Raw genomic sequence first — 15,757 nt, forward strand, 5'->3', positions numbered from 1 at the left:
GGACGACCCGGCTCGATCGTGAGTGCCCGCCGGACCTCGTCCGGCGGGCACTCACGTGTCCGGGCGACACGACACAATGAGCCATGGACGCGACACCGTGGACCGACCAGGCCGGCCTGCTCACGCTGCCCGGGGGCGCCACCGTACGCGGGCGCCGGGTCGCCGAGCCCGGTTCGCCCGCCGACTTCGCCCTGCTGCTGGCGCCCGGTCCCGAGCCGGAGTGGCCGGTCCGGCGGGTCCGCTGGCCCGACTTCTGGATCCCGGCCGACCGCGCCGACGCCCTCGACGCGCTGCGCGAGGCGTGGCGGCGCGCGTACGCGGGCGAACGGGTCGAGGTGGCCTGTCACGGCGGCATCGGGCGGACCGGCACCGCGCTCGCCGCGTTGGCCGTGCTGGACGGGCTGCCGCCCGCGCGGGCGGTGGCCTGGGTCCGGTCCCACTATCACCGGCGCGCGGTGGAGACGCCGTGGCAGCGGTGGTGGCTGCGCGGCGTGCGCTGACACCCGGCCGGTCACCCACCGGCAGCGCCCGATCGGCGCGGCGTCACGACACCGGTGAGGCGTCCGGACCTGATCATCCGGCTCGGTAGGGTGCCTTCTCATGAGAGCCCGGGCCCTGGCCGTCGCCACCGCCGTCACCCTGCTCACCACCGGGGCACCCGCCCCGGCCGCCGCCGCCCCGGCCACCACACCCGCCGCCCCGGCCGCCGCGCCCGCACCCGCGGCGCCCTGCCCGCGCCTGCCCGCGCCGAAGGTCAGCCGGCCGCCCCGCCCGACAACGCCGGCCACGACACCCGAACAGGCGGCGGTGGGCGGCGAGGCGCTGGCCGGCACCGGCCTCGTCGTGCCACCCGGCAGCCCTGCACCCCCGGCGGTCACCGCGACCACCTGGCTCGTGGCCGACCTGGACACCGGCGCGGTCCTCGGCGCGTGCGGCGCACACGTTCCCGGCACCCCGGCGAGCACCCAGAAACTGCTGCTGGCCGCCACCATGCTGAGCCGGCTGGACCCGAAGCAGGTGGCCGTGGCGACCCGGGACGACCTGGACATCGAGCCGGGCAGCTCGGCCGTCGGCCTGCTCGTCGGCGGCCGCTACAGCGTGGCGACGCTGTGGCTGGGCCTGCTGCTCCAGTCCGGCAACGACGCCGCGAACATGCTGGCCCGCCTCGGCGCGGGCAGCGCGCAGGCCGGCGTCGCCGAGATGAACGCCGAAGCCCGCCGGCTCGGCGCCGGGCAGACGCACGCGGTCACCCCGTCCGGCCTGGACGGTCCCGGCCAGTTCACCACCGCGTACGACCTGGCGCTCATCGCGCGTGCCTGCTTCGCCGACGCCGCGTTCCGCCGGTACGCGCTCACCGAGCGCACGCAGATCCCGGCCCAGCCCGCGCTGAAGAAGGGCGGGTTCCAGATCCAGAACGAGAACCAGCTCGTCTACCGCTATCCCGGCGCGCTCGGCGGCAAGACCGGCTTCACCGAGCTGGCCCGGCACAGCTACGTCGGCGCCGCGCAGCGCGACGGTCGCCGCCTCGTGGTGACGCTGCTCGGGGCCGAGGCCCGCCCGGTACGCGGCTGGCAGCAGGGCGCCCAACTGCTCGACTGGGGCTTCCGGCTGCCCCGGGACGCCTCGGTCGGCCGCCTGGTCGAACCGGGCGAACCGGCCGCCGAGGCGCCGCGACCCGGGCCGGCGCCGGCCGCCGAGCCCACCCGTACCCCCGGCGAGCCCTGGCGCGGGCCGGGCGGTACGGCGCTGCGCCGCATCGGCGACGGGGACTGGCGGGTGATCGTGCCGGCCGCCGGCCTGCTGGCGCTGGCGGTCGGCGGGGTGGTGGCGGCGCTCACCGCCCGCCGCGCCCGGGCCCGCCGACGCGGGCGCCGCCGCGCCTGACCCGGCCACCGGGCCGCGTGGACACCGATTCCGCGGGTATGCGCCCGGCATGGAGCACCCGGGCCGGATCGTGGTGGTCTCGGCGGACATCGGTGCCGGACACGACCGGGCCGCCGACGAACTGGCGCACCGGCTGCGTGCGCGGGGTTTCGCGGTGGACCGGCTGAACCTCCTGCACCTGCTGCCCCGCCCGGCGCACCGGGCGGTACGCGAGACGTACCGCAGGGTGCTGCACCGGCTTCCCTGGGGTTACCACGCGCTGTTCCGGCTCACCGGCAGCTCGCGGACCGCCGTGCGCGGGATCCGCGCGCTGCTGCGGCCGTTCCGCCACCGCCTGCGCCGCCGCATTCCCCCCGACACGCGGGCCGTGGTCACCACCTATCCGTTCGCCAACCAGCTCCTCGGGCCGCTGCGGTGCCGTGGGCGGCTCCGTGTCCCTCTGATCACCTATGTGACTGATTTCGTGGTGCACCCGACCTGGCTCGCGCCGGGCGTGGACGTGTACTGCGCGGTCCGCCACGCCGAGACGCACGAGAACTGCGCCGCCGACGTCACACGGGTCCAGCCGCTGGTGTCCCGCGCCTTCGCCCGGCCCGGCCCGGATGACCGGCGGCGGGCCCGGCAGCGGTTCGGCCTCCCGGCCGACGAGGTGCTCGCGCTCGTCGTCGCGGGCGCCTGGGGGGCCGGCGAGGTGGCGGCCACGGTGGCCGAGGTCGCCGCGGCGGGCGTGCGGCCGGTGGTGGTGTGCGGGCACAACGCGGCGCTGCGCCACCGGCTGCGCGGCGCCGGCCGGTACGTGCTGGGCTGGGTGGACGACATGCCGGCGCTGATGCGCGCCGTCGACGTCCTGGTGGAGAACGCGGGCGGACTGACCTGCCAGGAGGCGCTGGCGGCCGGGCTGCCGGTGGTCACGTACCGGCCCATCGCCGGGCACGGACGCGCGAACGCGGCGATCCTGGCCCGCGCCGGCCTGAGCCGGTGGGCCGGCACACCGCAGCAGCTCGGGCCGGTGCTCGCGGCGGTGATCGGGACCGGACCGGTGGCCCCGCCCCGTGACGACGTGTCCGAGGACCCGGCCGGACTGGTCGCCGAGGCGGCCCGCCGGGCGCCGCCCGCCGGCCCGGCCGGTACGCGCCGCCCGCTGCTCGATCCGGTCGGCGACGCGGTGGCCGTCCTCGCCGCGCTGCTGCAGTCCACCGGGGGCCTGCGTTGAGACCGGCCACCCTCGCCCGGGCCGCCGCGCTGGCGCTGCCGGCGTTGCAGGCGGCACCGGCGGTGACGGCGCTGCCCGCCGTGCGGCGGCGGCTGCTGCCCGGGCTGCACGGGCTCGGGGCGCCCGGCCGGGTCGCGCTGACCTTCGACGACGGCCCGGATCCGGAATCCACCGGCCACGTCCTGGACGTGCTGGCGGCGCACCGGGTCCGTGCCACGTTCTTCGTGCTCGGCGCGATGCTGCGCCGCCATCCGGCGCTGGGCCGCCGGGTCGCCGGCGACGGCCACGAGATCGCCGTGCACGGCTGGACGCACGACAACCTGCTGCTGCGCGGCCCCGCCCGCACCGTCAGCGACCTGACCCGTGCGTACGCCCTGGTCGCCGACGTGACCGGCCGTGCCCCCCGGTTCCTGCGACCGCCGTACGGCGTGCTCACCACCGCCGCGCTCGTGGCCGCCCGGCGGCTGCGCCTGCGGCCGGTGCTGTGGAGCTGCTGGGGCCGGGACTGGACAGCCACCGCCACCGCCGACACCGTCGCGGACACCGTCCTGGCCGGGCTGGACGAGGGCGGCACGATCCTGCTGCACGACTCCTCCCGCACGGCCGCGCCGGGCGCCTGGCGGGCCGGTCTGGCCGCCCTTCCGCGCGTGCTCGCCGAGTGCCGCCGCCGGGGCTGGCACGTCGGCCCGCTGGCCGGCCACGGGCTCCGCGCGCGCTGATCGTCGAGCGGGCGAGCCTACCCGGTGGCGACAGTGCCGGGACCCGAATCCCCGAGCCGGTGACCCGTTCGGGTCGGCGTGGCTAGCGTGCGGGTCATGAGGACCTGGGGATCCTTCGTGGCGCTGGCCGCCGCCCTGCTGCTGCCGGCGTCGGCGACGCCCGCGGTGGCCGCCGTCCGCACGCCGGTACGCCGGCTGCCGTCCGCGCCGCCCTGCCCGAACGTGCCGGCCCCGGCGACCCGGCCGCCGCAGCCGCCGCCGGCGCCCGACCCGGCCGCGCGGGCCGTCGGCGGCCCCGCGCTGGACACCGCCGGGCTGGTCGTCCCGCCCGCGTCGACCGCGCCGCCGGCGGTGATCGCCACCTCCTGGGTGGTCGCCGACCTGGACAGCGGCGCGGTGCTCGGCGGCTGCGGCCCGCACGAGTACGGGGTGCCCGCGAGCGTGCAGAAGCTGCTGCTGGCCGCCACGATGCTGCCCCGGCTGGACCCGAACCGGGAGGTGACGGTGACCGCCGGGGACCTGGCCGTCGAGCCGGGCAGCTCGACTGTCGGGCTGGTCGAGGGCGGACGCTACCGGATCGAGACGATCTGGCTCGGCCTGCTGCTGCGCTCCGGCAACGAGGCGGCGAACGCGCTGGCCCGCCTCGGGGGCGGCCCGGACGGGCCGGCCGGCGGGATCCGGGCGATGAACGAGGAGGCGCACCGGCTCGGTGCCCGGCAGACGCACGCGGTCACCCCGTCCGGGCTGGACGGGCCGGGGCAGTTCACCAGCGCGTACGACCTGGCGCTCATCGCGCGGGCGTGCTTCGCCGACCCGGCGTTCCGGCGCTACGACACCACCCGGTCGGCGCAGATCCCGGCCCAGCCGGCGCAGCGGGCGAAGGGGTTCGCCATCTCCAACGACAACATGCTGCTGGACCACTATCCGGGCGCCCTCGGGGGCAAGACCGGCTTCACCGACCTGGCCCGGCACACGTACGTCGGCGCGGCCGAGCGCGGCGGGCGGCGCCTCGTGGTGACGCTGCTCGGCGCCGAGGTGACCACCCAGCGCGGCTGGCAGCAGGGCGCGGCGCTGCTGGACTGGGGTTTCGCGCAGCCGCGTGACGCGTCGGTCGGACGGCTGGTCGAGCCGGGGGAGCTGGACCGGTCCGCGCCACCGGCGGGCGGGGCGGCCTCGGCCCTGGCCGGGCACGCCGGCCTGCGCGGCGGCGGGGCGGCACCCGGACCACGGCCCGGCACGGGTGTGACGGTGGCGGTGGGCGCGGTGCTGACGGCCGGGGGAGCGCTGCTGCTGGCCCGGCGTCGCCGCAACGCCGCCGCCGTCGCCATGTCGACCGGGACGCCGCTGCGGGAGCCGGAAATTCCGGAACAGGAGTGAAAGCGGCGGCCCGGATCAGCGGCAGGCGGGCCCGGCGGTGCTGTCCCGCACCACGAGTTCGGTGGCCAGCTCGACCCGGGGCGAGTCGATCTCCTCGCCCTGGGCCAGCCGCAGCACCGTGCGGGCGGCGAGCCGGCCCATCTCCACCAGCGGCTGGCGCACTGTGGTCAGCGGCGGTGAGGCCCACCGCGCCTCGGGCAGGTCGTCGAAGCCCACCACGCTCACGTCGTCGCAGACCCGCAGCCCGCGGCGGCGTACCGCCTCGTACACCCCGAAGGCCATCTGGTCGCTGGCGGCGAAGATGGCGGTGGGCGGGTCGTCGAGGTCGAGCAGCGCGCCACCGGCGGTGAACCCGGAGGCGTGGTAGAAGTCGCCGGGCTGCACCAGCCGGTCGTCGGCGGTGACCCCGGCGGCGGCCAGGGCGGCCCGGTAGCCGTCCAGCCGGGCCCGGCTGCACAGCAGGTGCGGCGGGCCGGCCACGAAACCGATCCGGCGGTGGCCGAGCTTGAGCAGGTGCTCGGTGGCGGCCAGGCCGCCGGTCCAGTTGGTGGCGCCGATCGCCGGCACGTCGGTGGCGGCCACGCCGGCGGCCGGGTCGACCACCACCACCGGCACGTTGAGGCGCCGCAACTGGGCCTGAACGGCGGGGCTCAGGTGCGAGGTCACCACGATCACGCCGTCGGACGCGCGGGCGCGCAGGTTGTGCAGCCACTGCCGGGTGGAGCTGGACTCGCGGTGGATCGCCGAGACGACGGTGCCCACCCCGGCGGCGTGGCTGACGTCCTCCACGCCGCGGATGATCTCCACGGCCCACGGGCTGTCCAGGTCGTTGAAGACCAGGTCGACCAGGTCCGCCCGGCGCACCGTACGGCTGCCGCGACGCCGGTAGCCGTGGTGGCGCAGCAGCTCCTCGACCCGCTCCCGGGTGTCCGGCGCGACGTCGGAACGCCCGTTGAGCACCCGCGACACGGTCGGCACCGAGACGCCGGCCTCCCGTGCGATAGCGGTGATGGTCACCCTGCGCTCGTCGTCCGCGCTCACCCGTGTTCCCTTCGCCGGCTGCCGGAACCGACCGGTAGACCGTCCCGCCCCACGCACATCTTGCCGTACGGCGAGGGCTTGACGACAGGCCGGACCGGCCCTAGCGTTCGCACGAGTTGCGGAAACGTTCCGGAAACGCGCCAGTCATCTTCCGCCGGCTCGCCGTCCACCCCCGACGAACGACGAGGAATCCGAGGCGTGTTCACCGACCTGGCCGAGGCCGAACTCCGCGCCCATCGCAGCGATCTGCGCGAGCCGCCGGACTTCGACGCCTTCTGGGCTGACACTCTCGCACAGGCGCGCTCCTGCGGCGACCCCGTGTCGGCGACCCCGATGCCCACGCCGCTGGCCGGGATCGACGTGTTCGACGTGACCTTCCCCGGCTTCGCCGGCCAGCCGATCCGCGCCTGGCTGCGGGTGCCGCGCGGCGCGACGCAGCCGCTGCCCACGATCGTGCAGTACGTCGGGTACGGCGGCGGCCGCGGCCACGCGCTGGAGAACCTGCTCTGGTCCGCCGCCGGCTTCGCCCACCTCCAGATGGACACGCGCGGCCAGGGCTCGGGGTGGAGCCGGGGCGACACGCCCGACGTCGCCGCCGCCGGACCGCAGGCGCCGGGCATGGCCACCCGGGGGATCGAGGACCCGAACCGGTACTACTACCGGCGCTTCCTCACCGACGCGGTCCGCGCCGTGGACGCCGCGTGCGAACTGCCCGCCGTCGACCCGGACCGGATCGCGGTCCTCGGGCACAGCCAGGGTGGCGCCGCCGCCCTCGCCGCCGCCGCGCTGGCGCCCCGGGTGCGGGCGGCTGTCGCGCTCGTGCCGTTCCTCTGCGACATCCCGCGCGCGATCACCATCACCGACGCCGCGCCGTACCGGGAGATCCGCGACTACCTGGCCGTGCACCGCGACCGCGAGGAGCAGGCGCTGCGCACGCTCGGCTACGTCGACGGCGTCGCGTTCGCCCGCCGCGCGGGCGTGCCGGCCCGCTTCTCCGTCGCGCTCATGGACGAGATCACGCCGCCGTCCACCGTCTACGCCGCCTACCACGCCTACCGGGGCGACAAGGACCTGACGGTGTGGCGGTTCAACGGCCACGAGGCGGGCGGCATCGACGACGACGCCGCCGCCGTCGACTTCCTGCGTACCGTGCTGGGCGGCTGACCACCGGTTCCGCCGATGCCGGCCCGCCGGGGCTGGTAGACACGGCGGGTGGGCACCGGCACGCGCGCGACGGCGGTCGTGGCCGTCGCGGCCACGCTGCTCGCCGCCGCCTGCCAGCGGCCCGCGCCGTCGCCGTCGGCGCCGCCGTCACCCACAGCGACCGGCCCCCGTGCCCCGGCGGACATCGTGGACCTCACCACCGTCGACCCCACCGTCCGCACCGACATCCGGTACGCGGGCCCGCACAACTTCGTCGGCCGCCCGATCGACGGGTACGCCGAGCCGCGCTGCCTGCTCACCCGGCCGGCGGCGGAGGCGCTGCACCGGGTGCAGACCGCCGCGCTCGCCGGCGGGCACAGCCTCAAGGTGTACGACTGCTACCGCCCGCAGCGCGCCGCCGACGACTTCGTGGCCTGGGCGAAGCTGCCCGGTGAGCAGCTGATGAAGGGGGAGTTCTATCCCGCCGTGCCGAAGGACCGGCTGTTCGCCGACGGCTACATCGGCGCGCCCACCGCGCACAGCCGGGGCAGCACCGTCGACCTGACCCTGGTGCCGGTCTCCGGGCCCTCGCCGGCCGCGTACACGCCCGGCCAGGCGCTCGTGCCCTGCACCGACCCGGCCGGACGCCGCTTCGCCGACGACTCGATCGACATGGGCACCGGGTTCGACTGCTTCGACCCGCGTTCCCACACCGCCGACGCACGGGTCAGCCGCACCGCCCGGGACAACAGGGACCTGCTGCGCCGGCTGATGTCCGCACAGGGCTTCGAGAACTATCCGCTGGAGTGGTGGCACTACCGGTACGTCGACGAGCCGTACCCGGACACCTGGTTCGACTTCCCGGTGGCCGGTTCGTCACTGCGGTGACGCGGTCGTCCCACCAAGATCGATCGCGGCTAGGCTCGACGCTCATGGAGACCGGACGGATCGGCCCGCCGCTGCTCGCCGGCGAACGGGAGTCGCTGCGCGCCTTCCTCGACTTCCACCGGGCCACGCTGGCCCTCAAGTGCGAGGGGCTGACCGACGAGCAGTTGCGCCGGGCGGCGTCGCCGCCGTCCACGCTGTCACTGCTCGGCCTGGTCCGCCACATGGCCGAGGTGGAGCGCACCTGGTTCCGCCGGGTCATCGCCGCCGAGGACGTGCCGCTGGTGTGGTCGGACAGCGGCGACTTCCAGCAGGCGTACGACGCCCGCGACGCCGACGTGGCGGAGGCGTTCGAGGCGTGGCGGCGGGAGGTCGAGCACGCCCGGCGCGTCGAGCGGGAGGCCGCCTCGCTCGACGTGACAGGTCACCAGGCCCGCTGGGGCGAGGACGTCTCGCTGCGCCTGGTCATGCTGCACATGCTGCACGAGTACGCCCGCCACAACGGGCACGCCGACCTGATCCGCGAGGCGATCGACGGCACCGTCGGCGTCTGAGCCCGCCCGGTCAGCGCCCGCGCAGCGGCAGCCAGGCCAGCACGTCCTGAATGCGCGCGTCCCAGTACGCCCAGTCGTGGTCACCGGGACCGAAGTCGACGGTGACCGGCACGTCGCGTTCCCGGGCCACGTCGAGGAACCGCAGGTTGTCCTCGTACAGGAAGTCCTCGGTGCCGCAGGCGACGTAGAGCGCCGGCCGGTCGTCGCCGGAGCGCTCCAGCAGCCCCCACCGTGTCGTCGTCGGCGGGCACCGGGTCGTCACCCCAGACGGTGTGCCACACCGCCGGGTCGACCGGACGGGTCGGATGGTGGCGGCGGCGCGTCACGTCCAGCGCGCCGGACAGGCTGGCCGCCGCCGCGAACCGGTCCGGGTGGCGCAGCGCCCACTTCATCGCCCCGTAGCCGCCCATCGACAGGCCCGCGACGAACGTGTCCTCCCGCCGGTCGGACAGCCGGAACAACGACCGGCACACCTCGGGCAGCTCCTCGCTGAGGAACGTCCAGTACCGGTTGCCGTGCGCCTCGTCGCAGTAGAAGCTCCGCTGCGCCTGCGGCATCACCACGGCCAGCCCCAGCGGCGCGACGTACCGCTCGATCGAGGTGCGCCGGGTCCACACGGTGTCGTCGTCGCTCAGCCCGTGCAGCAGGTACAGCACCTGCGGGTCACCGTCGGCGGCGGCACCCGGCACGCCGATCCCGGCCGCGCCCCGGTCGGGCAGCAGCACCGTCATCGACGTGCCCATGCCGAGCGCCTCGGAGAAGAAGTCACAGCGGATGTGCGCCATGAGGCGGCAGCGTACCCCGCAGGGGTTCGATGAGGGCGTTCCTATTGCCCCGGGACGGCCGCGCGGGAAAAGATGGCCGTGCGCGCCGGAAACGTGTTCGTAACCTGCGCGCTGCTGGTCTCTGTCACAAGGAAGTGGGAGTCAGTCATGAGCGACGTGTCGGCCGCACTGGGTGTGCGCCTCTACCCGGACCTGGTCGAGCCCGGCGGTCTCGCCCCCGCGCTCGTGGCGACAGCCGCCGCCCACCAGCTCGACGTCGGCGAGGTGACCGCGCCCGAGCAGGGGCGCAGCCGGTTCACCTGCGCCGAGATGACCTCCGCCCGCGGCGTGGTCTGCGTCAGCCTCGGCTCGCAGGCCCGCTACTTCATGATCGACCTGCGGGTGGACGGCGACGTCCAGGCCCGGGGCGACGCCACCGACCTGCTCCAGGTCGCGCAGGTGGCCGCCGCGTGGCGGGCCGGCATCACGCTCGCGGAGCTGACCGCGCGCTACCCGTTCATGGAGGAGATGCGCCGCCACCCGGTGGCACACGCCGGCTGACCACGAACGAATATCGTGTTGCCGCCCAGGTGTGGCGGCCGTACCGTGAGCGGGCAACGTCGATCTGATCCACCAGGGGAGTGCACCGTGTCGCAGCAGAACCGCACCCGCGCCGAGCGGCAAGCGCCGCGCGCCGGTGTCCTGCTGCCCGAGCCGGGCACGGGCCGGGAACGGCAGTGGCAACCAGGGTGGTGGCGCGTCTAGCGCCGGCGCGACGATCCGCGCGAACCGCCCGCCCCGAGACCGGAGCAGGGCGGTTCTCCGTTTCCGGGGCAGCTCCGCCGACGGCGTACGCCGTCCTGGGCCGTTGGAGCAACTGGCAGCTCACCCGGCTCTCAACCGGGAGGCTACGGGTTCGAGTCCCGTACGGCCTACGTCAGAAGGACATGAGCAAGGAGACGACGATGGGTTTCACCCCGCTGGCCGGTACCCGGGCGCCGGTCCGGGTCTGGACCGACCCGTACACGATCGAGGCGCAGGCGGCCCGGCAGCTGCGCAACATCGGCGCGCTGCCGTGGGTGCAGGGTGTCGCGGTGATGCCGGACGTGCACTTCGGCAAGGGCGCCACGGTCGGCTCGGTGATCGCGATGCGGCAGGCCGTGTCGCCGGCCGCGGTCGGCGTGGACATCGGTTGCGGCATGTCGGCGGTACGGACCTCGCTGACCGCCGCCGACCTGCCCGACGACCTCGCGCCGCTGCGCTCGGCGATCGAGGCGGCCATCCCGGTCGGCTTCGCGATGCGTGACGACGCTGTCGACCCGCGCCGGATCCGAGGGCTGGAGCAGTCGGGCTGGGACGACTTCTGGCGGCGGTTCGGCACGCTGGACCGGAAGGTGGCCCAGCTCCAGACGCGGGCGCAGCGGCAGCTCGGCACGCTCGGCGGCGGCAACCACTTCATCGAGGTCTGCCTGGAGCAGGGCGGACCGGACGACGGCCGGGTCTGGCTGATGCTGCACTCCGGTTCCCGCAACATCGGCAAGGAGCTGGCCGAGCGGCACATGGCGGTGGCGCGCGGCCTGCCGCACAACACCGACCTGCCGGACCGGGACCTCGCGGTGTTCCTCGCCGGCACGCCCGAGATGGAGGCGTACCGGCGGGACCTGTGGTGGGCGCAGGAGTACGCCCGGCGCAACCGGGCGGTCATGCTCGCTCTGCTGAGCCAGGTGGTCCGGGTTGCGTTCCCGCACGTCGGCTACGACGAGCCGATCTCCTGCCACCACAACTACGTGGCGGAGGAGAGCTACGACGGGGTGGACGTGCTGGTGACCCGCAAGGGCGCGATCCGGGCCGGTAAGGGGGACCTGGGCATCATTCCCGGCTCGATGGGCACCGGGTCGTACATCGTGCGCGGCAAGGGCAACGTCGACGCGTACTGCTCGGCGTCGCACGGCGCCGGGCGGCGGATGTCGCGGGGGCAGGCGAAGCGGACGTACAGCACTGCGGATCTGGCCGCGCAGACCGCCGGGGTGGAGTGCCGCAAGGACGCCGGTGTGGTCGACGAGATCCCCGGCGCGTACAAGGACATCACCGAGGTGATGGCCCAGCAGGAGGACCTGGTCGAGGTGGTCGCCCACCTCAAGCAGGTCGTCTGCGTGAAGGGCTGAGCGGCAGGGCCGGCGTCGAGGGGGCGCCGGCCCTACCGGGTACGCCGGGCGACGCGCACGCCGACGGCGACCGCGCCGATGACGAGCAGCGCGGACAGGAGCTGGAGGCCGGGGGAGTCGTCGGCCTCCCCGTACACGAAGCCGGCGACGCCGAGCACGACGGCGAGCAGCGCCACGGCGGCGGCCAGGTGTCTCATCGTTGCGCCCCATCCTCGTCGGGGACCCATTCGAGCAGGTCGCCGGGCTGGCAGTCGAGCACCCGGCACATGGCCTCCAGGGTGCTGAACCGGACGGCCTTGGCGCGGCCGTTCTTGAGCACCGCCACGTTCGCCGGGGTGAGCCCGACGCGCTCGGCGAACTCGCCGACGCTCATCTTGCGCTTGGCCAGCTCCACGTCGATGCGCACGACGATCGGCATCAGATCACCGCTTCCATGTCGGTGCGCAGCGTGGTGGCCTGGCGCAGCAGCGCGCGCAGCACCACCATCAGCAGCCCCAGCACGCTGACGCCGGTGACCAGCAGGAACAGCAGCAGCGGCAGCCCCGGGTCGCCGGCGTTGAAGCCGACGTAGAGGAAGACGCCGACGAGCACCACCCAGGCGGCGGCGACCGCCCAGACGATGCCGTCGACCCAGCCCAGGGACGCCTCGGTGAAGATGCGGTCGCGCTTGACCAGGGTGAGCAGGTGCCAGGTGCAGACGATCACCACCTGCACGCACAGCACCCAGAAGATCGTCACCGCGGTGGCGGGCCACCGCAGGTACGCCATGTCCGGGTTCTCCCGCGCCATGTGCGCGAACTGCCCGGGCAGCGACATGGTCTGGAGCAGCACCAGGATCGCGAACAGCAGGACCAGGAAGGCACGGAGTGGTGTCACCGCGCGTTGCGCCGTAAGCATGCATCGACTATCGCGCGGAACCTATCGAAAGTCAATCGGTTCCGATCGTGGGTCGCTGTCGATAGGCTCGGTCCGGGATGCTCGCCCGGCTCCGGCCCACCCTGGGGAGGACGACATGACCGGACACCGCCGTCGCGCGGTCCGGCCGACGGCCCTTGTCCTGGCCGCCGCTCTGACCGGCGCCGCCTGCCAGCCGGGAGAGCCCGACCCGGCGGCCCCCGGCGCCGTGGTGATCGACCGCCTCACCGCGCCGGCCGAGCTGGCCGGTCTGCCCCGTCAAGACGCCGGCAGGGACCGCATACCGGCCCTGGTCGACGATCCGCCGGGTCTCGCCATGGTGATCAACGGGTACGGCGAGGCGACTCCGCCGCCACTGACCCTCGAGGCGTACTACGGCAACCGGGTGGGCATCGCGGCGGTGGGGCGGGCGTTGCAGTCGCGTCTCGGCGGAGGCACTGCCGCACCCGGCGCGGAGACCACCTGCCACAGTGGCGCCGACGGGTCTGTCACCTGCTGGCGGCGGGCGGACACGCTCGTCGTGACGGTCACCGCCCGCGACGGCCGGTCCGCCGAGCGGACGCGGGACGCCACCGAGCAGGCGTGGCGCGCCGTCACCGGCTGAGCGCCGCCGACGTCAATCGGTGCCCCTCGCTGGGCGGCCGACGGCGTAGCGGACGTGTACGGCGTACCGCGAGTGGTGCACCGCGCGGATCTCCAGGTCGACGTCCCGGTCGAAGCCCTCGAACAGCCGCTTCCCGCGGCCGAGGATCACCGGCGCGGTGGACAGGCCCAGCTCGTCGACGACGCCGGCCGCGAGCGCCTGCCGGATGACCTCGGCGCCCCCGCCTATGACCACCGCGCCGTCGCCGGCCGTACGCCGGGCCGCCGCCAGCGCCGCGTCGAACCCGTCGACCATGAGGAAACCGGCGTCCGGGTCGGGCTGGTCGGCGGTGCGGTGGGTGAGCACGACCAGAGGGGCCTGGAACGGGTTCCGGCCGCCCCAGGCGCCGGCGGCGTCGTACATGCCCCGGCCGCACAGCGCGGCACCGGCACCCGCCAGCAGCTCGTCGAAGTACGCCCGGTCCTCGTCGGTCATGCCGGCGCCGGCCTCACGCGGCGTGTCGTACGTCCACGGCCCGCCCATCACCCAGTGGTGCAGCCGTTCGCCGCCGACACCGAGCCCCTGGCCGGCCCGGTCGTCCGGGCCGGCGACGTAGCCGTCCAGGGAGACGGTGACGAACGCCCGCACCCGGCCGCGCCTTTCACTGGTGCTCATGCTTCCTCCCGGAGATCGGAACACTGACACTGGGAAGACCTCCGGCCGGTGCCGGACTCGTCGCCGCCTGGGGGCCGGCGTCAGCCGTACACCGGATGCTCGGCCTGGAACGCCAGCCGGCGGTCCGCGCCGGCGGCCAGCTCCGCGAGCACGTCGTCGAGGTCCAGGAACGTCTGCCAGCGCTCCTGGCCGGTGATGCCGGCGAGCCGGTCGACCACGAGCTGCTCCAGGTCGGTGACGCGCCGGCCCTTCCACACCTTGTCGGCCAGGCTGACCAGCAGGTCCTCCAGCTGCGCGCCGGGGGAGTGCCAGGCGGCGTGGGTGACGGCGAAGCGGGCCCGCTCCTCCGGTACGCCGAAACGCAGCAGCAACTGGTACCCGGCCTCCTCGTGCGCCGAACCGGGGCCGGTCAGCTCGGCCGGGTGCTCGACCTTGCCGAGATCGTGCACCGCCGCGCCGAACAGCACCGCCTGCCTGTCGAACGGCACCGCGCCGAAGCGGTCGGCGAACGCGGCCGTCAGGTGCCAGGCGACGTCGTGCACCAGCCGCAGGTGCGCGCCGAGGCGCGGCGGGGCGGCGAGGGCGTCCAGCAGCTCGACCGCCACGCCCGGGAGCGGGAGCAGTGGCGGGTCGCCCGCTTCGGTGAGGGCGCGGTGCAGCGCGTCGGAGGTCATCGGGGCGAGCGTACCGGTCCCCGGTGGGCTCACCGGCGGTGATGGACGAGTAGCCGAACGTGAAGCGGCCGCTCGTCCGATTCCGGTGCGTCGATCCACTCGGGAGGGTGGGGGCCACGTCTCTCACGGGGGTTGTCGAATGACCGCACTGAATCGTCGTGCCCTGCTGCGTACCGCCGCGCTGACCGGGCTCGCCGCCGCGACCGGGGTGGCCGCCGCGCCCCACGCCGCGTCCGCCGCACCGGCCGCCGCCGACGTGGTGAACGGGTCGTGGCTGGTCAGCGTCGGCTGGGGTGTGCTCCAGGTCGACCCGGGCCGCACCACGCCGCGCGAGCTGCTGCCGAACGGGGACCACGCCAAGTCCTCGCCGGACGGCCGGCACGTGGCCTGGGTCAACACGGCCCGCTCGGGCGACGGCACGCTGGAGCCGTTCGTGGCCGTGTACGACCGGGTCACCGGCCAGAAGCGCACGCTGCTCGCCGACCCGTTCGGTGTCCGCTACGGCGCGCCGACGTGGTCGCCGGACGGCACCGAGATCGCGCTCGTCACCGGGCAGGACAACGACCGGCTGATCGCTGTGGACGTGGTCACCGGCGCCACCCGCGTGCTGGTCGAGGGGCATTCCATGGCCGACCCGGACTGGTCCCGGGACGGCTCCATGATCGTCGTGCGGTGGCGCAGCCGTTCGCAGGGCTGGCAACTGCGGGTGCTGGAACTCGCGACCGGGACGGTGCGGCCCGTCTACACGCCGGTGGCGGGCGAGATGTTCATCTCGCCGGTCTTCATGCCCGACTCCGGGCGCGTCGTCTTCTGCACCAACCGCTGGCACCTGGACCGCGAGGTCTACAACCAGTCGCTCGCGTCGGTGCGCATCGGCGGCACCGGGCTGAAGAAGCTCACCGACGAGCCCCGGTTCTACCTGTCGCCGGTGTTCTCCCCGGACGGCCGCTACTGCGCCGCGCTGTCGATCCCGCCGGAGAACGAGTACCCGGACGGCGGCAACATCATCGTGTCCACCAGTGGCTTCGGCGAGCAGTGGTGGATCCCCGGCGACGAGTACGACGACAGCACCCGGCTGGACTGGGCACGGGCGATCTGACGTGCCGGGCGCGCGCATCACGGACCGGATGCGCGCCACCGGACGCCACCGGTGCGAGGCTTGGGG

General features: G+C 74.9%; 18 protein-coding genes, 1 tRNA gene and 1 pseudogene. 13 read left to right on the forward strand and 7 right to left on the reverse strand.

Annotated elements, in window-relative coordinates; genetic code table 11:
• The first annotated feature begins 83 nt into the window (after positions 1-83).
• From ACGFIA_RS27305 to ACGFIA_RS27325, 5 genes are all read left to right on the forward strand, one after another.
• Positions 84-500 carry a protein-tyrosine phosphatase family protein gene (locus tag ACGFIA_RS27305; RefSeq protein WP_357388771.1) on the forward strand — a complete coding sequence of 139 codons (417 nt, stop codon included), beginning with the start codon at positions 84-86 and terminating at the stop codon, positions 498-500.
• A 100-nt stretch (positions 501-600) separates the two neighbouring features.
• Entirely contained in the window at positions 601-1,884 is a 1,284-nt protein-coding gene (locus ACGFIA_RS27310) for a serine hydrolase (protein WP_357388769.1), read from the forward strand.
• Between the two features lie 49 nt (positions 1,885-1,933).
• Positions 1,934-3,097 carry a UDP-N-acetylglucosamine--LPS N-acetylglucosamine transferase gene (locus tag ACGFIA_RS27315; RefSeq protein WP_393262811.1) on the forward strand — a complete coding sequence of 388 codons (1,164 nt, stop codon included), beginning with the start codon at positions 1,934-1,936 and terminating at the stop codon, positions 3,095-3,097.
• Positions 3,094-3,816 (forward strand): polysaccharide deacetylase family protein, encoded by a 723-nt coding sequence (locus tag ACGFIA_RS27320; protein WP_357388765.1) that lies wholly within the window; start codon positions 3,094-3,096, stop codon positions 3,814-3,816. Before ACGFIA_RS27315 ends, ACGFIA_RS27320 begins: the two co-directional genes overlap by 4 nt.
• Before the next feature lie 96 nt (positions 3,817-3,912).
• Positions 3,913-5,193, forward strand: a complete 1,281-nt coding sequence (locus ACGFIA_RS27325) for a D-alanyl-D-alanine carboxypeptidase (RefSeq protein ID WP_357388763.1) — start codon at positions 3,913-3,915, stop codon at positions 5,191-5,193.
• 15 nt (positions 5,194-5,208) lie between these two features.
• Here the strand turns inward: ACGFIA_RS27325 and ACGFIA_RS27330 are convergent, their stop codons facing one another.
• Complete coding sequence (locus ACGFIA_RS27330) at positions 5,209-6,234, reverse strand: LacI family DNA-binding transcriptional regulator (RefSeq protein WP_357388761.1); 1,026 nt, start codon at positions 6,232-6,234, stop codon at positions 5,209-5,211.
• 198 nt (positions 6,235-6,432) lie between these two features.
• On the opposite strand from ACGFIA_RS27330, the gene ACGFIA_RS27335 reads away from it, so the two are divergent.
• Genes ACGFIA_RS27335 through ACGFIA_RS27345 form a run of 3 tightly spaced genes read left to right on the forward strand, consistent with a single transcriptional unit; the run spans position 6,433 to position 8,816 of the window.
• Entirely contained in the window at positions 6,433-7,398 is a 966-nt protein-coding gene (locus ACGFIA_RS27335) for an acetylxylan esterase (RefSeq protein WP_357388759.1), read from the forward strand.
• A 48-nt stretch (positions 7,399-7,446) separates the two neighbouring features.
• A complete protein-coding gene (locus tag ACGFIA_RS27340) occupies positions 7,447-8,265 on the forward strand; it encodes a M15 family metallopeptidase (protein WP_357388757.1) in 819 nt (272 codons plus the stop codon).
• A gap of 44 nt (positions 8,266-8,309) precedes the next feature.
• Complete coding sequence (locus ACGFIA_RS27345; protein ID WP_393262816.1) at positions 8,310-8,816, forward strand: DinB family protein; 507 nt, start codon at positions 8,310-8,312, stop codon at positions 8,814-8,816.
• A gap of 10 nt (positions 8,817-8,826) precedes the next feature.
• On the opposite strand, the pseudogene ACGFIA_RS27350 reads toward ACGFIA_RS27345, so the two are convergent.
• A pseudogene (locus ACGFIA_RS27350) lies at positions 8,827-9,601 on the reverse strand (alpha/beta hydrolase family protein).
• A gap of 147 nt (positions 9,602-9,748) precedes the next feature.
• Here ACGFIA_RS27350 and ACGFIA_RS27355 point away from each other — a divergent pair.
• The 3 genes from ACGFIA_RS27355 to ACGFIA_RS27365 all read left to right on the forward strand — a co-directional run bounded on the left by ACGFIA_RS27355 (position 9,749) and on the right by ACGFIA_RS27365 (position 11,745).
• Positions 9,749-10,141, forward strand: a complete 393-nt coding sequence (locus ACGFIA_RS27355; RefSeq protein WP_013286540.1) for a hypothetical protein — start codon at positions 9,749-9,751, stop codon at positions 10,139-10,141.
• Positions 10,142-10,442: 301 nt separating this feature from the next.
• Positions 10,443-10,515 (forward strand) — tRNA-Glu (locus tag ACGFIA_RS27360).
• A gap of 30 nt (positions 10,516-10,545) precedes the next feature.
• Positions 10,546-11,745, forward strand: a complete 1,200-nt coding sequence (locus tag ACGFIA_RS27365; protein WP_357388751.1) for an RtcB family protein — start codon at positions 10,546-10,548, stop codon at positions 11,743-11,745.
• 32 nt (positions 11,746-11,777) lie between these two features.
• Here ACGFIA_RS27365 and ACGFIA_RS27370 read toward each other — a convergent pair whose 3' ends face one another.
• Genes ACGFIA_RS27370 through ACGFIA_RS27380 form a run of 3 tightly spaced genes read right to left on the reverse strand, consistent with a single transcriptional unit; the run spans position 11,778 to position 12,621 of the window.
• Positions 11,778-11,942, reverse strand: a complete 165-nt coding sequence (locus ACGFIA_RS27370) for a hypothetical protein (RefSeq protein ID WP_357388749.1) — start codon at positions 11,940-11,942, stop codon at positions 11,778-11,780.
• Positions 11,939-12,163 carry a helix-turn-helix transcriptional regulator gene (locus ACGFIA_RS27375; protein WP_357388747.1) on the reverse strand — a complete coding sequence of 75 codons (225 nt, stop codon included), beginning with the start codon at positions 12,161-12,163 and terminating at the stop codon, positions 11,939-11,941. The genes ACGFIA_RS27370 and ACGFIA_RS27375 overlap by 4 nt, the downstream gene beginning before the upstream one ends.
• Entirely contained in the window at positions 12,163-12,621 is a 459-nt protein-coding gene (locus tag ACGFIA_RS27380; RefSeq protein WP_393262820.1) for a DUF2975 domain-containing protein, read from the reverse strand. The genes ACGFIA_RS27375 and ACGFIA_RS27380 overlap by 1 nt, the downstream gene beginning before the upstream one ends.
• A 136-nt stretch (positions 12,622-12,757) precedes the next feature.
• Between ACGFIA_RS27380 and ACGFIA_RS27385 the strand changes: the two genes are divergently transcribed.
• The gene (locus tag ACGFIA_RS27385) at positions 12,758-13,264 is read left to right on the forward strand and encodes a hypothetical protein (protein WP_355508833.1); all 507 of its coding nucleotides are present in this window, start codon (positions 12,758-12,760) and stop codon (positions 13,262-13,264) included.
• A gap of 12 nt (positions 13,265-13,276) precedes the next feature.
• On the opposite strand, the gene ACGFIA_RS27390 is transcribed toward ACGFIA_RS27385, so the two are convergent.
• Both ACGFIA_RS27390 and ACGFIA_RS27395 read right to left on the reverse strand, forming a co-directional pair.
• A complete protein-coding gene (locus ACGFIA_RS27390) occupies positions 13,277-13,918 on the reverse strand; it encodes a dihydrofolate reductase family protein (RefSeq protein ID WP_357388743.1) in 642 nt (213 codons plus the stop codon).
• An 80-nt stretch (positions 13,919-13,998) separates the two neighbouring features.
• Positions 13,999-14,592, reverse strand: a complete 594-nt coding sequence (locus ACGFIA_RS27395; RefSeq protein WP_357388741.1) for an HD domain-containing protein — start codon at positions 14,590-14,592, stop codon at positions 13,999-14,001.
• Positions 14,593-14,731: 139 nt separating this feature from the next.
• Here ACGFIA_RS27395 and ACGFIA_RS27400 point away from each other — a divergent pair, with 139 nt between their 5' ends.
• Positions 14,732-15,691 (forward strand): LpqB family beta-propeller domain-containing protein, encoded by a 960-nt coding sequence (locus tag ACGFIA_RS27400; RefSeq protein ID WP_357388739.1) that lies wholly within the window; start codon positions 14,732-14,734, stop codon positions 15,689-15,691.
• The last annotated feature ends 66 nt before the right edge of the window (positions 15,692-15,757 follow it).

The sequence above is a fragment of the Micromonospora sp. NPDC049203 genome, from assembly GCF_043197215.1.
In the GTDB taxonomy this organism is placed as follows: domain Bacteria; phylum Actinomycetota; class Actinomycetes; order Mycobacteriales; family Micromonosporaceae; genus Micromonospora.

Coding starts and splice junctions, on each gene's coding strand:
- ACGFIA_RS27305 (WP_357388771.1), top strand. CDS start 84: ATGGACGCGACACCGTGGACCGACCAGGCCGGCCTGCTCACGCTGCCC.
- ACGFIA_RS27310 (WP_357388769.1), top strand. CDS start 601: ATGAGAGCCCGGGCCCTGGCCGTCGCCACCGCCGTCACCCTGCTCACC.
- ACGFIA_RS27315 (WP_393262811.1), top strand. CDS start 1,934: ATGGAGCACCCGGGCCGGATCGTGGTGGTCTCGGCGGACATCGGTGCC.
- ACGFIA_RS27325 (WP_357388763.1), top strand. CDS start 3,913: ATGAGGACCTGGGGATCCTTCGTGGCGCTGGCCGCCGCCCTGCTGCTG.
- ACGFIA_RS27345 (WP_393262816.1), top strand. CDS start 8,310: ATGGAGACCGGACGGATCGGCCCGCCGCTGCTCGCCGGCGAACGGGAG.
- ACGFIA_RS27355 (WP_013286540.1), top strand. CDS start 9,749: ATGAGCGACGTGTCGGCCGCACTGGGTGTGCGCCTCTACCCGGACCTG.
- ACGFIA_RS27365 (WP_357388751.1), top strand. CDS start 10,546: ATGGGTTTCACCCCGCTGGCCGGTACCCGGGCGCCGGTCCGGGTCTGG.
- ACGFIA_RS27370 (WP_357388749.1), bottom strand. CDS start 11,942: ATGAGACACCTGGCCGCCGCCGTGGCGCTGCTCGCCGTCGTGCTCGGC.
- ACGFIA_RS27375 (WP_357388747.1), bottom strand. CDS start 12,163: ATGCCGATCGTCGTGCGCATCGACGTGGAGCTGGCCAAGCGCAAGATG.
- ACGFIA_RS27385 (WP_355508833.1), top strand. CDS start 12,758: ATGACCGGACACCGCCGTCGCGCGGTCCGGCCGACGGCCCTTGTCCTG.
- ACGFIA_RS27390 (WP_357388743.1), bottom strand. CDS start 13,918: ATGAGCACCAGTGAAAGGCGCGGCCGGGTGCGGGCGTTCGTCACCGTC.
- ACGFIA_RS27395 (WP_357388741.1), bottom strand. CDS start 14,592: ATGACCTCCGACGCGCTGCACCGCGCCCTCACCGAAGCGGGCGACCCG.
- ACGFIA_RS27400 (WP_357388739.1), top strand. CDS start 14,732: ATGACCGCACTGAATCGTCGTGCCCTGCTGCGTACCGCCGCGCTGACC.